The organism is Caenimonas koreensis DSM 17982, assembly GCF_009646335.1.
GTDB classification, from domain to species: domain Bacteria; phylum Pseudomonadota; class Gammaproteobacteria; order Burkholderiales; family Burkholderiaceae_C; genus Ramlibacter; species Ramlibacter koreensis.
Genome location: NZ_WJBU01000004.1, coordinates 62,747 through 75,220, shown reverse-complemented (window position 1 = coordinate 75,220; position 12,474 = coordinate 62,747). Strand labels below are relative to the sequence as shown.

At 64.8% G+C, this 12,474-nt stretch carries 14 protein-coding genes; 4 read left to right on the top strand and 10 right to left on the bottom strand.

What is annotated here, in order from left to right; genetic code table 11:
- The first annotated feature begins 2 nt into the window (after window positions 1-2).
- The gene (locus GHT07_RS04660; RefSeq protein ID WP_153583904.1) at window positions 3-335 is read left to right on the top strand and encodes a YqjK family protein; all 333 of its coding nucleotides are present in this window, start codon (window positions 3-5) and stop codon (window positions 333-335) included.
- Here the strand turns inward: GHT07_RS04660 and GHT07_RS04655 are convergent.
- From GHT07_RS04655 to GHT07_RS04615, 9 genes are all read right to left on the bottom strand, one after another.
- Window positions 301-1,029 carry a 2OG-Fe dioxygenase family protein gene (locus GHT07_RS04655; RefSeq protein ID WP_153583903.1) on the bottom strand — a complete coding sequence of 243 codons (729 nt, stop codon included), beginning with the start codon at window positions 1,027-1,029 and terminating at the stop codon, window positions 301-303. The genes GHT07_RS04660 and GHT07_RS04655 overlap by 35 nt on opposite strands.
- A 103-nt stretch (window positions 1,030-1,132) precedes the next feature.
- On the bottom strand, window positions 1,133-2,515 hold the full coding sequence (locus tag GHT07_RS04650) for a mercuric reductase (protein ID WP_153583902.1): 1,383 nt from the start codon (window positions 2,513-2,515) through the stop codon (window positions 1,133-1,135).
- 10 nt (window positions 2,516-2,525) lie between these two features.
- Window positions 2,526-2,807, bottom strand: a complete 282-nt coding sequence (locus GHT07_RS04645) for a DUF427 domain-containing protein (RefSeq protein ID WP_153583901.1) — start codon at window positions 2,805-2,807, stop codon at window positions 2,526-2,528.
- 13 nt (window positions 2,808-2,820) lie between these two features.
- Window positions 2,821-3,747: an L-histidine N(alpha)-methyltransferase gene (egtD, locus tag GHT07_RS04640; RefSeq protein ID WP_228488194.1), complete on the bottom strand. Its 927-nt coding sequence runs from the start codon at window positions 3,745-3,747 to the stop codon at window positions 2,821-2,823.
- A gap of 65 nt (window positions 3,748-3,812) precedes the next feature.
- The gene (gene egtB / locus GHT07_RS04635) at window positions 3,813-5,075 is read right to left on the bottom strand and encodes an ergothioneine biosynthesis protein EgtB (protein WP_153583899.1); all 1,263 of its coding nucleotides are present in this window, start codon (window positions 5,073-5,075) and stop codon (window positions 3,813-3,815) included.
- A 146-nt stretch (window positions 5,076-5,221) separates the two neighbouring features.
- Complete coding sequence (locus GHT07_RS04630) at window positions 5,222-6,025, bottom strand: SDR family NAD(P)-dependent oxidoreductase (RefSeq protein WP_153583898.1); 804 nt, start codon at window positions 6,023-6,025, stop codon at window positions 5,222-5,224.
- Window positions 6,022-6,549: a cupin domain-containing protein gene (locus GHT07_RS04625; RefSeq protein WP_153583897.1), complete on the bottom strand. Its 528-nt coding sequence runs from the start codon at window positions 6,547-6,549 to the stop codon at window positions 6,022-6,024. Before GHT07_RS04625 ends, GHT07_RS04630 begins: the two co-directional genes overlap by 4 nt.
- A 12-nt stretch (window positions 6,550-6,561) precedes the next feature.
- Complete coding sequence (locus tag GHT07_RS04620) at window positions 6,562-7,716, bottom strand: serine hydrolase domain-containing protein (RefSeq protein ID WP_228488185.1); 1,155 nt, start codon at window positions 7,714-7,716, stop codon at window positions 6,562-6,564.
- Window positions 7,713-8,732, bottom strand: coding sequence for a methionine synthase (locus tag GHT07_RS04615; protein WP_153583896.1), 1,020 nt, complete (start codon window positions 8,730-8,732; stop codon window positions 7,713-7,715). The genes GHT07_RS04620 and GHT07_RS04615 overlap by 4 nt, the downstream gene beginning before the upstream one ends.
- 41 nt (window positions 8,733-8,773) lie before the next feature.
- Here GHT07_RS04615 and GHT07_RS04610 point away from each other — a divergent pair, with 41 nt between their 5' ends.
- The 3 genes from GHT07_RS04610 (at window position 8,774) to GHT07_RS04600 (ending at window position 11,519) form a co-directional block, all read left to right on the top strand.
- Window positions 8,774-10,117 carry an NAD(P)/FAD-dependent oxidoreductase gene (locus tag GHT07_RS04610; protein WP_153583895.1) on the top strand — a complete coding sequence of 448 codons (1,344 nt, stop codon included), beginning with the start codon at window positions 8,774-8,776 and terminating at the stop codon, window positions 10,115-10,117.
- Between the two features lie 68 nt (window positions 10,118-10,185).
- Window positions 10,186-11,100 carry a diacylglycerol/lipid kinase family protein gene (locus GHT07_RS04605; RefSeq protein ID WP_153583894.1) on the top strand — a complete coding sequence of 305 codons (915 nt, stop codon included), beginning with the start codon at window positions 10,186-10,188 and terminating at the stop codon, window positions 11,098-11,100.
- A 29-nt stretch (window positions 11,101-11,129) separates the two neighbouring features.
- Complete coding sequence (locus GHT07_RS04600) at window positions 11,130-11,519, top strand: DUF488 domain-containing protein (RefSeq protein WP_153583893.1); 390 nt, start codon at window positions 11,130-11,132, stop codon at window positions 11,517-11,519.
- Between the two features lie 12 nt (window positions 11,520-11,531).
- Here GHT07_RS04600 and GHT07_RS04595 read toward each other — a convergent pair whose 3' ends face one another.
- A complete protein-coding gene (locus GHT07_RS04595) occupies window positions 11,532-12,428 on the bottom strand; it encodes an ion transporter (RefSeq protein WP_323740798.1) in 897 nt (298 codons plus the stop codon).
- Between the last annotated feature and the right edge of the window lie 46 nt (window positions 12,429-12,474).

The window sequence follows — 12,474 nt, the reverse complement described above, 5'->3', positions numbered from 1 at the left end:
GCATGTTTCACGACCAGCAACTTGAACTTGTGCGGCGCCAAACCGAACTGGTGGCCCGCAGCCGCGAGTTGCGAGCCTCCTTCGCGCAGGACGCCGCCGTGCTCGAGCGTCCTTTCGCCGTGGCCGACCGCATTGGCGATGGATGGCGATGGCTCATGGCCAACCCGCACTGGCTGTTGATCGGCCTGGCCGCGCCGGTACTGCTGCGGCCCCGAAAAATTGCGGGGCTGGCGGCAAAGGCTTTCGCGTACTGGCGTGTGTGGCGGCGCGCCCAGCGCATCGCCGGGCTGCTGGGGCTGCTCAGCTCCCCTGGAAACCGCTGGCGCGCAAGGTAATCACCAGCGTGTCGCGATAGCCGTGTGCGCCCAGCGGCTGGATCGGCGTTGACTCGTGGATCACCCGCTCGTCGTCAAGCAGCAGCAGGCTCCATGGCTGCGTGAGCGTGAAGCGCTGGCCGGCAGGTCCATCCGATTCAAAAACACGCGTCTCGCCGCCCTTGATCGCTTCACGGCCCACCAGGAATACCGCCACCAGGTCGACGCCGTCGCGATGCGCGCCCTCGGGCGTCGGCCGCCCGATGCCGCCGTCGGTATCAATGCGGAACTGATGCGCTTCTACAAACCATGGCTTCTCGCCCTTCAGGTCTGACGTGACCTCGGCCAGCGCAACGAGCAGCTTGTTCCAGGCTGGCGCCTGCAGCACGTGGTGGTCCATCGGCTCGAACCAGCGCTGCATGCCGCCATGCAGCGCGTTGTATTCCACGGGCTGCCAGTGCGCGCGATGCGGCGCTTCAGTGACCTTGCCACCCTCAACCACGAAGCATGAGTGACGCCTGCGCCGGTAGTGCCCGCCGTCTTTCAGGTAGGCATCGGGCGCCAGATCGTCCCAGCTCGGGCGCAGCGCCATCAGCTCGTCGAAGCTGCAGTCAGTCAGCTCACACACGGCACGCGGGCTCACTACGGCATAGCCCTGACGGCGAAGCAGGCCAGGCAGCTGGTCCGGGTAGGTGAAGGCAGGCTCGAGAATCATCGGAGAGGTTCGGCGTTGAGCGTCAGGCGTTCGGCGTGGAAGATCGATTCTCGCTCAACGCTCAACGCTCAACGCTCAACGCCCGACGCCTGACGCCTGACGCTCAACCTGCCAAGGGCCGCAACTTGCCCAGAATCGTCGGAAAGAACTCCGTCACCGTCGGGTGCACAGGCAGCGCGTCTTTCATCACGCGCCAGCTCGCACCGGCGGCCATGAAATTGCTGATCACCTGGATGATCTCGTCGGCGTTGATGCCCACCAGCGTCGCGCCGACAAACTGGTCGGTGTCTGCGTCCACTAGCATCTTGACCAGGCCCGTCGTCTCGCCCTCCTCCTTGGCGCGACTCACGTTCTTCATGTCGAACGTCGCCATCAGGATGTTGCGGCCGCTCGCCCGCGCCTCGGCTTCCGACATGCCCACGCGTCCCAGCGGCGGGTCCGTGAACATGGCGTAGGCCATGATCCGGTCGTCGGCGCTGCGGTGCCCGCCATCATGATTCGCAATCGCGATTTCGTAGTCGTGATAACTCGTGTGCGTGAATGCGCCGCGCTTGTTGATGTCGCCCAGCGCCCAAATGCCGGGCACATTGGTTTCAAGCCGCGCGTTGGTCGGCACGAATCCGCGCGCATCCATGTCGACGCCCACGGCTTGCAAGTTGAGCTTCTCCGTATTCGGCAAGCGACCCGTTGCCACCAGCACATGCGAGCCTTCGACCTTGCGCGCGCCCAGTTCCACCACCACGCCATCGCCCGAGCGAGCCACGCGCGTCACGGGCAGGCCCGCCACGATGTTGATGCCCTCCTCCTCCAGGAACGAGGCAATGCAGGCGGACACCTCTTCGTCTTCACGGCTCGTGATGCGAGGCCCTGTTTCAATCACTGTCACCTCACTGCCCAGCCGCCGGAAAATCTGGCCCATCTCCAGGCCGATATAGCTGCCGCCAATCACGATGAGGTGCCGTGGCCGCTCGCGCAACTTCAGCAGTGACACGTTGTCGAGATACGGCACCTGGTCGAGGCCCGGGATCGGCGGAATGAACGCGCGCGTGCCGGTGTTGAGATACACCCGCTTCGCTCGCACCGGCTGCTCGCCAGCCAGTAAATCGAACGCACCTTCTTCCCCGCCCACGAACGAGCCCCACGCCCGCAGCAGCGTGATGTTGGGCTCCCCGCCGATCCAGCTTTCCAGCCCGCCGCGCGACGTATCCACGCGCGACTGCATCCGGTTCATCGCAGCAGCAAAGTCCACTTCGACCTTGCCAAGATGCACGCCAAACTCCGCCGCGCGGCGAGCGAGATACGCCACACGCGCACTCTTGCGCAGCGTCTTGGTCGGCGTGCAGCCGTAGTTGACGCACGAGCCGCCCACCTGCGCACCCTCGATCAGCACAACCTTCTCGCCGCGCTGGGCCAGCGCCACGCAAAGCGCAGGCGCAGCTTGTCCCGAGCCGACGACCACTGCATCGGCTTGCATTGCTTTCGTCATGAAAAAACTCCTAGGGCTGAACTTTCACACCACGCCAGAAGGCCACGCGGTCACGCACGGCTTCGGCTTCGGGCTTGGGGTCCGCGTAGTACCAGACGGCGTCAGTGTTCATCTCGCCATTGACCATCAGCGAGTAGTAGCTCGCCTTGCCCTTCCAGGGGCAAGTCGTCTGGTGGTTGCTGAACGTGACGTACTCGCGCTTGAGCGAGCTCGCGGGAAAGTAATGATTGCCTTCGACGGTGACCGTGTCATCGCTCTCGGCAATGGTCACGCCGTTCCAGATGGCTTTCATGCGATACGCCCTTTCAAAGCGGGGCGTGCAGCCAGTGCACGCTGAACAGGTTGTCGGGGTCCGTCCAGACCGGCCCCGGCCGGAAGCCTGCGCGCACGGCGAGCGAGCGAAGGCTGTCGATCGTGAACTTGTGGGAGTTCTCGGTATGCAGCGTCTCGCCTTCTTCAAACTCGAAGCACTGGCCACCTACCGAAACCATCTGGCGACGCTTGCTGACCAGATGCATTTCAATGCGCTGGCGCGGTGCGTTGTAGAACGCGCTGTGCGCAAACTGCTCCAGCACAAAACGCGCGCCCAACTCGCGGTTCGCACGTGCGAGCAAATTGAGGTTGAAAGCAGCCGTCACGCCTTGCGAGTCGTTATAGGCCGCGTGCAGGACAGCCGGGTCTTTCACCAGATCCGCGCCGATCAGCAACGCGCCGCCGCGCAGCACCTGCGCCGTGACTTGCAGGAAGTGCAGCGCTTCGTCGGGCGTGAAATTGCCGATCGTCGAACCAGGGAAAAAACCCACGCGCTGCCCGGCCCCCGGCAAAGGTGCGGGCAACAGCAGGCGTTGCGTGTAGTCAGCCACCACAGGCTGCACATCAAGGCCCGGATAGTCTTGCTGCAACGCCGACGCCGCGCGCGACAGATGCTCGCCCGAAATGTCGATGGGCAGGTAGCGTGCGGGCCGGTCCATGGCATCGAGCAGGATGCGTACCTTGCGCAGCGCACCCGCACCGAACTCGACAATCTCCGCGCGCGGGCCCATGTGGGCTGCGATGTCCTGCGCGTTGCGCTCCAGAATGCCCAGCTCGGTGCGCGTCGGATAGTACTCAGGCAAGTCGCAGATGCGATCAAACAGCAGCGAGCCAGCCTCGTCGTAGAAGTACTTTGGCGAAATCGCGCGGGGCCGCGTCGAAAGCGCGGCGCACAGGTCCTGCGCAAAAGCGTTGTCCATCGGGGCTTCGAGCCGCGACTGCGCATCAACCGCGTCACTCGTGCCGACCTCGATGAATTTGCTCATCAGCATGTGGCGTCCTTCGCCAGGCGCAAGCCCGAAAATTGCCAGCGTGCCGCCGGCGGGAAGAAGTTGCGATAGGTCGGCCGTGCGTGACCTGCGGGCGTCGCAACACTGCTGCCGCGCAGGACGATCTGGCCCACCATGAACTTGCCGTTGTATTCGCCCACGGCGCCTGCAAGCGGTCGAAAGCCCGGGTACGGGTCGTAGGAAGAACGCGTCCATTGCCACACGTGGCCCGTCATCTGCGTGATGCCGGGGGCCGTGAAAGCAGCCTCCCATTCAGCTTCTGTCGGCAGTCGTGCACCGGCCCATTCTGCATAGGCAGCCGCTTCATAGAAACTCAGCTGCGACACCGGCGCAGACGGATCGAGCGGCCGCACGCCTTGCAGGCCAAACACCTGCCAGTGCGAAGCGGGCGCCCGCGCATCGCCGGGTGCAATCCAGTAGGCAGGCGCCTTCCAGCCAGCCGCCTGCACGGCAGCCCAGCCATCGGAGAGCCAGAAGCTCGCGCGCTCGTAGCCGCCGTCTGCGATGAACTGCGCGTAGTCACCGCACGTCACGAGCCTGTCGGCGATCTGGTAGGGCGCGAGCAGCGTTTGATGGCGCGGCGTTTCGTTGTCGAACGCGAAGCCGTCGCCAGTGTGGCCCATGTCGACGATGCCACCTGGCATCGCCAGCCATTTGGGATCAGAGGCTGTTGCTGCCAGCCGCAATGCGGGCACGCCGGCAGGCTCGCAGGCGGGCAGCAAGGGGTTGCACGAGAACGCATGCAGGATGTCCGTGAGGATGAGCTCCTGGTGCTGCTGCTCGTGATGGAGCCCCAGCTCGACGAGCGGCTGCGCCGCCAGCCATGTGTCGTGGCTCGCGGTTTCAATGAGCGCCTGCATCGCTGCATCGACATGCATGCGATAAGCCAGCACTTCATCGTGCGCCGGGCGCGTGAGCAAGCCGCGCTGCGCTCGCGGATGGCGAGGCCCGAGCGCTTCATAGTACGAATTGAACAGATGAAAAAAACGCTGGTCGAACGCGCGGTAGCCGGCGGCATGCTGCGAAAGCACCACCGCTTCGAAGAACCAGCTCGTGTGCGCGAGATGCCATTTGGTGGGGCTCGCGTCGGGCATGGACTGCACGCACTGGTCCTCAGGCGTGAGGCCGCTCGTGATCGCCAGGCTATGCGCACGCACCGCAGCAAAGCGCTGCAGCAGGCCGTGCCGGCCCGGCAAGTCAAGGTGTTGAATCGTTGCCGTTGACGGTAACGCGGGCATGCGGCGAGTCTCCTGGTTTCATCCGGCTTGTCGAGTACGACATCAGTCGAAACCGGTTCAATTTCATTACAGCATAGGCAGATGAAATTTGTCTTGCCCGGGCAGGCTTCGCGCCGCAAGAAGCGAAGTCTACTGACAGGAATGGCTCAGCTCGCCTTGCGCCCGAGCATGCCGCCGATGCGCCGCACCAGCCACTTCGGCGTGGAGCGCGACGCGATCATCGCAGCGCGATTGACGACGCCCGGCACGCAGATCACATCGCCCTTCATGCACGCCTCGAAGCCCTGCCGGGCCACGTCGTCAACGTCGCCAATCAGGAACGAAGGCAGTTGCCCCAGCGTCGGGTTCTCGTCCTTGGCCGCCGCCAGCATGTGCGTTGCCGTCACGCCCGGGCACAACGCGGTGACCGTCACGCCGGTGCCCCTCATCTCTTCGGCCAGCGACTCGGTGAGCGACAGCACGTAAGCCTTCGTCGCCGCATACGTGGCAAGCGATGGCACCGGCTGGAACGACGCGATCGAAGCGACGTTGAGCACGCGCCCATGCCCGCGCTCCACCATGCCGGGCAGAAAGGCGCCGAGCAGCGCCGTGAGCCCGGAGATATTCAAGTCGATCATCTGCGCGTGCGTCGCCGGCTTCATCTTGACGAATGCGCCTTGCGACAGGACACCCGCGTTGTTCACGAGCACGTCGATCGTCCTGCGCTTCTTGCGCAAGGTGGCTGCCAGCGCTGCAGCAGCGCCGGGCTGCGCAAGGTCGCAGGGTTCGGCCCAAGCCTTCACACCATGCGTGGCCGCCAGATCCGTGGCGAGTGCCTGCAGCTTGGCAGTGCTGCGCGCGACCAGCACGACGTCGTGCCCGGACGCCGCGAAGCAGCCCGCAAGCGATTCGCCAATGCCCGAAGAAGCACCGGTGATCAGTGCGAGCGCACGAGTGGCTTTTGGATTCATACGCCCCCCTGCGGATGCGTCGGGTCCACCCACAGCACCTGCTCGGGCTTTTCTGCCGGTTCGATGTCGAGGTTGATCGCCACCGCCTGACCGTCGCTGCGGCACAGCACGCATTCGAGTGCTTCCGTGGGGCTGGCATTGATCTCCTGGTGCGGCACATAGGGTGGCACATAGATGAAGTCGCCCGGCCCGGCTTCTGCCACGAACTCGAGGTGATCGCCCCAGCGCATGCGCGCACGCCCCTTCACCACGTAGATCACGCTTTCGAGCGGGCCGTGATGGTGCGCACCCGTCTTCGCATTCGCATGAATCGTGACGGTGCCGGCCCACAGCTTCTGCGCGCCCACGCGCGCAAAGTTGATGGCCGCCTTGCGGTCCATGCCCGGCGTCTGCGCCGTGTTGCCATCGAGCTGGTTGCCGGGCACCACGCGCACGCCGTCGTGCTTCCAGGGCGCGTCATGCGAATGGTCCTGCCCGTGGTCGTGGCCGTGGTCGTGGTTATGGCCGTGATCGTGATTGCCCATGGGCTTGTCTCCTCAATCCAGCGCGCCGTAAACCAGGTGCCGGAACAGGTTGCGAAAGTAGATGCGCTGGTTGGGCGCCTGCGTGAGCATCATGGCAAACAGGTCTTCCGCCGGATCGACGAAGAACAGCGTGCCGCCAATGCCGCTCCAGAAATACTGGCCGGGCGAGCCGGGCTGCGGTGCCAGGCCCGAAGCAGTGCGCACCGCAAACCCGAGGCCGAAACCATGCCCCGCGGGCAGCAGATCGCCATTGGCGGGAATGCCGCCCAGATGATCCGATGTCATCCACTCCACTGCCTTGCGCGACACAAGCCTCGCACCATCGAGGCTGCCGCGGTTGCGCATGAGTTGCAGGAAGCGGATGTAGTCAGCCGCTGTGGAAAACAGGCCACCGCCGCCCGACTCATACGCGGCCGTCTCATTCGCGTCCATCATCACAACACGCGCGCCCGTGTCGGGGTCATTCGCGAAAGGCTCGGCCATGCGATGCAGCTGCTCGTGCGGCACGTTGAATGAAGTGTCTTTCATGCCGAGCGGATCAAAGATGCGCTCTTTCATGAAAGCACCCAGCGCCTGCCCCGACGCAGCCTCGACCACCGCGCCGAGCACATCCGTGGCACGGCTGTATTGCCAGCAGCTGCCCGGCTGGTGCGCCAGCGGCAGCTGCGCAAACATCTGGCTGAACTCGCGGTTCGTGCGTGACCTGTCAGTGACGTTGGCAGCCTCGTACAGCTTTTGCACAGGGCTGGACCCGAGGAATTCATACGTGAGGCCTGCGGTGTGCCGCAGCAGGTCGTGCACCGTGGCTTCGCGCCGCACACTTTCGTAGCGAACGATTGAACTGCCCTGCTCGATCGCGACCTTTTGCCCCGCGAATTCCGGCAGCCATTTCGACACCGGGTCCACCGGCTGCAGCACGCCGTCTTCCATCAGCATCACCGAGGCGAGCGACACCAGCGGCTTCGTCATCGAATAGATCCGGAAAATTGCATCGGCCTGCATGGCCTTGCCTGCGGCATGGTCCTGCATGCCGAGCGTGTCGAACATCTCGACATGCCCGCCCAGCGCCACCACGGTGATCGCGCCCGGTATGCGCCCCCGCTCGATACTCGACTCGAACGCGTCGCGCAGGTGGGCGAGCCCCTTGCGATTCAAACGCCCCATCATGCGTACCTCTGGCGCGCGAGCGCAGCGCCCTTGGCCAGTGCATCGAGCTTGGCCAGCGCCACCTCACGGCTCATGGGCGCGAGGCCGCAGTTGGTGCAAGGAAACAGGCGGTCCTTCGCGACGAACTGCAGCGCGGTGCCAATCGTGTCTGCAATCTGCTGCGGCGTTTCGATCGCGTCGCTCGCCACGTCGATCACGCCCACCATCACGTCCTTGCCTTCGAGCAGCTTCATCAGGTGCGGCGGCACATGCGAGTGGAAGCACTCCAGGCTCACCTGCTTGATCGAGCTTTTTGCGAGCGCCGGGAACACCTGCTCATACTGCTTCCACTCTTCGCCCAGCGTCTTCTTCCAGTCGTTGTTCGCCTGGATGCCGTAGCCGTAGCAGATGTGGACAGCCGTCGTGCACGTCAGCCCCTGCGCCGCGCGCTCGAGTGCCTTCACGCCCCAGTCGGCGGCGTCTTTCATGTACACATTGAATGCGGGCTCATCGAACTGGATGATGTCCACACCGTCGGCCTGCAGCGCAAGCGCCTCCTGGTTGAGCATCTCGGCAAACGCGAAGGCCATCTTCACCTTGTCGCCGTAGAACTTGTCGGCCACCGTATCGACAATCGTCATGGGCCCGGGCATCGTGAACTTGAGCTTCTTCTTCGTGTGGGCGCGTGCGAGCTGCGCTTCGAAGGCATGCACGCGGCCCTTCAGGCGCAGCGGCGCCACCACCTGCGGCACCATCGCGTCGTAGCGGTTGTCGCGAATGCCCATCTTCACCTTGTGTTCGAAGTCGATGCCCTCGACCTGCTCCAGGAAGCCATGCACGAAGTGCTGGCGCGACTGCTCGCCGTCGCCCACGATGTCCAGCCCCGCATCTTCCTGCGCCTTGATCCACAGCAGCGTCGCATCAGCCTTGGCCTGCTTCAACTCATCGCCCTGCGATTTCCATTGCGGCCAGAGCTTTTGCGTTTCGGCAAGCCAGGCGGGCTTGGGCAGGCTGCCCGCGATGCAGGTGGAGAACATGAGGATCCTTTCGAGTGCCGTCGTTTGCCCATAATCATCCCATGACATCGGCAAGCAACACATCAGCAACAGCGAACAAGCCCCGCATCGTGATCGTGGGCTGCGGCTTCGGCGGGCTGGAGGCGACGCGCGCACTCAGGCACGCCCCGGTCGATATCACCCTCGTCGACCGCACCAACCACCACCTCTTCCAGCCGCTGCTCTACCAGGTGGCCACCGCCGGCCTCTCGGCACCCGCAATCGCAGCGCCTGTGCGCCACCTGTTTCGCCGCCAGGCCAACGTGGCCAGCTTGCTGGGCGAGGTGACTTCCATCGACCCAGCCTCGCGGCAGGTGTTGCTCGCGGGCGGCATGGCGCTGCCTTACGACCACCTCATCGTCGCCGCCGGTGCCACGCACAGCTATTTCGGCCGCGACGATTGGGCGCCTTACGCGCCGGGCCTGAAGACACTTGACGACGCCTTCGAAATTCGCCGCCGCATCCTGCTCGCCTTCGAATCTGCCGAGAAGGAAGCCGACTTGGAGAAGCAGGCCGCGTGGCTGAACTTCGTGGTGATCGGCGGTGGCCCGACGGGCGTGGAAATGGCCGGCACCCTCGCCGAGATCGCGCACCACACCCTGTCGGGCGAGTTCCGCCGCATCGACCCTGCCAAGGCGCGGATCATCCTGCTGGAAGGCAGCGCGCGCGTGCTGCAGGCCATGCCGCCTGAACTCAGTGAGCGGGCCACGCAGCAGCTGCAAAAGCTCGGCGTGGAGGTGCGGCTGAATGCGAAGGTCACGGCCATCGACGCCAATGGCGTGCAGGTGCAGCCAGCCGCGCCCGGCGACGTGTACACCATCGCCACCCACTGCGTCACGTGGGCGGCAGGCGTAGCCGCCTCACCGCTGGGCAAGCAGCTCGCGCAGTCGCTGGGCTTGCCCACTGATCGCGCAGGGCGGGTTGCTGTCGAAGCCGATCTGTCCCTTGCGGGCCACCCTGAGATCAGCGTCATCGGCGACCTCGCTGCGGCCAAGAGCCACCTGGGCGGGCACGAGCCGCGCCCCGTACCCGGTGTGTCGCCCGCCGCCAAGCAGATGGGGCGCGTTGCTGCGGCCAACATCCTGCGGCGCATCGCAGGCCAGCCCACCGCGGCGTTTCGCTACCGCGACTACGGCAACCTCGCCACCATCGGCCGCAATGCTGCGGTCGTCGATGTGGCCACGCCTGCGGGCCACCTGAAATTCAGCGGCTACTTCGCGTGGCTGTTCTGGCTGTTTGCGCACATCTACTTCCTGATCGGTTTTCGCAACCGCATCGTCGTGCTGATCGACTGGGCGTCCGCCTACTGGAGCAAGCAGCGCTACGCCCGCGTGATCACCGATATCGACAAGCCGCCTCACCTGTAGGCGCAGCAACAGCGGCATCGCGCAGTTCTCCGACACTCTGCAACGCGCGCGTGCCTCATCCTGTACAGATGCTTGCCGTCATCATTTCCAACGCATCGGCCGGACAGGGGCGCCCGGCAGAGGGGGCCGGCGAGATGGAGGCGGCATGCCGCCGCCGTGGCCTGGACGCGCGGGCGGTGCTCGTGCGCGATGGCGAAGACATCACTCGGGCCGCGTCCGATGCCATCGAACAGGGCGCCTCGCTCGTCGTGGCCGCCGGTGGTGACGGCACGGTGAGTGCTGTGGCATCGCAAGTCGCCGGCACGGGCGTCACCATGGGCGTCATCCCGATGGGCACGCTCAACCACTTCGCGAAGGACCTGGGCATTCCGCTCGAAGCCGAAGGCGCCATTGACGTGCTCGTGCGCGGCAAGGTTCTGGATGTAGATGCCGGCGAAGTCAACGGCCGGCTCTTCATCAACAACTCCGGGCTGGGCCTGTATCCGGATATCGTGCGCGAACGCGAGGCGCAGCAGCGGCGCCTGGGCCGCGGCAAATGGGCGGCGTTGCTGCACGCTTGCCTGCGCGCCGCCCAGCGCTACCCGGTGCTGTCGCTGCACTTCGAAGTCGATGGCAAGAAGCTGGAGCGGCGCAGCGCATTCGTCTTCATCGGCAACAACGAATACACGATGACGGGCTTTGAAATCGGCGAGCGCGCCGGCCTGGCCGATGGCAAGCTGAGCCTCTACGTCACGCACCGCATGGGCCGCTTCGGGCTGGTGTGGCTGGCCCTTCGCGCGCTGTTCGGGCGGCTTGAGCAGGCACGCGATTTCGACATGCTCACGGCCACCTCGGTCATGGTGGACACACACAAGAGATCCATCCGCGTCGCGACCGATGGCGAAGTCACGCTGATGCAAACGCCGCTGCACTACCGCATCCGGCCGGCTGCCTTGCGCGTGATGGTGCCTGCCAGCCTTCCTGGCGAATCACCCGCCGTATAGTGCGGCTGTCAGCAGACAGGAGGCGAGTCATGGGCATCCGTATCGTGCAATTGGGAACGCCGCGCAGCCCCGGCGAAGGGCTGCGTCTGGGCACCGTGCGGCGACCGCCGCGCGGCGTGCCCAAAAGTGAATTCGCTTCGCGTGATTTCTATGACACGTGGTTGCCGAATCTCGCGCCGAGCGCCGAACTGATGGCATTGGGCCAGGCAGCGCAGGACGAGAAGTCGTGGAACACCTTTCGCCGCAAGTTCACCGCCGAGATGAAGCAGCCGGATGCCAGTCACGTGCTGGACTTGCTCGCCGCCATGTCGCATCAGACGTCACTCGCCCTGGGTTGTTATTGCGAGAACGAAGCCCGCTGCCACCGCTCCGTCTTGCGTGAGTTGCTCGCCGCGCGAAGCGCCAGATTCGACGACTGACGCCGCCGGGGTTCAGCCCGATCGTGTGTCGCTGCCCGCAAGGGCCGCACCACACTGCTGGCAAAAATTTGCTTCGGGTGCGTAACCACGCGCACCGCACGCGGCGCAGGTACGCGGCATGGAGATTGGCCCTGTCGCACCCGGCGCATGGCTCGCATGCCGGCGTATCGTCATCTCGGCGGTGACGATGCCTGTGGGCACGGCCAGCGTGCCCCAGCCGATCAGCATCATGATCGACGCAATCAGGCGGCCAAGTTCGGTCTTGGGCGTGATGTCGCCAAAGCCTACGGTCGTGATCGTGGTGATCGCCCAATAGACAGCAGTCGGAATGTCGTTGAAGCCATGCTCAGGGCCCTCGACCACATAAAGCAGCGTGCCCAGCACAAACGCGACCATCAGCACCGCCGAGAGAAACACCAGGATCTTGCGGCGGCTGGCCATCAGCGCTTCGCCCATCAGCTGGTATTCGCTGACATAGGCCGTGAGCCGGAAAATCCGGAAGATGCGCAGCAACCTGAGGATGCGCACGTCGATCAGCGCGTGTAGCTCCGGCACGAACAGCGCCAGATAAGTCGGCAACACCGCGACCAGGTCAACGATGCCGAAGAAGCTGCGTGCGTAGCGCCACGGATTCTTCACGGCCAGAAGCCGCGCGACGTATTCGATGCTGAAGAGAATCGTGAAGGTCCACTCCATCACCGCAAAACGGCTCGAGTGCATCTTGTGCAGCGACTGCACGCTGTCGGCCACCACCACCAACACGCTGAGCACGACCGCAGCCACGATCACCTTGTCGAACAGGCGGCCTGCAACCGTGTCTGACTCATAGATGACCTTGTACAGGGCCAGCCTCCAGCCCCCGTCGGGCCGGCCGTACACGTCTTGGGCAGTGGCGTCAGCGGCAATCACAAGCTATTGTGCATGGCAGCGGCTGCAACCCCGGCGCACCGCGCAG

Coding starts and splice junctions, on each gene's coding strand:
- GHT07_RS04660 (WP_153583904.1), top strand. CDS start 3: ATGTTTCACGACCAGCAACTTGAACTTGTGCGGCGCCAAACCGAACTG.
- GHT07_RS04655 (WP_153583903.1), bottom strand. CDS start 1,029: ATGATTCTCGAGCCTGCCTTCACCTACCCGGACCAGCTGCCTGGCCTG.
- GHT07_RS04650 (WP_153583902.1), bottom strand. CDS start 2,515: ATGACGAAAGCAATGCAAGCCGATGCAGTGGTCGTCGGCTCGGGACAA.
- GHT07_RS04645 (WP_153583901.1), bottom strand. CDS start 2,807: ATGAAAGCCATCTGGAACGGCGTGACCATTGCCGAGAGCGATGACACG.
- egtD (WP_228488194.1), bottom strand. CDS start 3,747: ATGGACAACGCTTTTGCGCAGGACCTGTGCGCCGCGCTTTCGACGCGG.
- egtB (WP_153583899.1), bottom strand. CDS start 5,075: ATGCCCGCGTTACCGTCAACGGCAACGATTCAACACCTTGACTTGCCG.
- GHT07_RS04630 (WP_153583898.1), bottom strand. CDS start 6,025: ATGAATCCAAAAGCCACTCGTGCGCTCGCACTGATCACCGGTGCTTCT.
- GHT07_RS04625 (WP_153583897.1), bottom strand. CDS start 6,549: ATGGGCAATCACGATCACGGCCATAACCACGACCACGGCCACGACCAC.
- GHT07_RS04620 (WP_228488185.1), bottom strand. CDS start 7,716: ATGATGGGGCGTTTGAATCGCAAGGGGCTCGCCCACCTGCGCGACGCG.
- GHT07_RS04615 (WP_153583896.1), bottom strand. CDS start 8,732: ATGTTCTCCACCTGCATCGCGGGCAGCCTGCCCAAGCCCGCCTGGCTT.
- GHT07_RS04610 (WP_153583895.1), top strand. CDS start 8,774: ATGACATCGGCAAGCAACACATCAGCAACAGCGAACAAGCCCCGCATC.
- GHT07_RS04605 (WP_153583894.1), top strand. CDS start 10,186: ATGCTTGCCGTCATCATTTCCAACGCATCGGCCGGACAGGGGCGCCCG.
- GHT07_RS04600 (WP_153583893.1), top strand. CDS start 11,130: ATGGGCATCCGTATCGTGCAATTGGGAACGCCGCGCAGCCCCGGCGAA.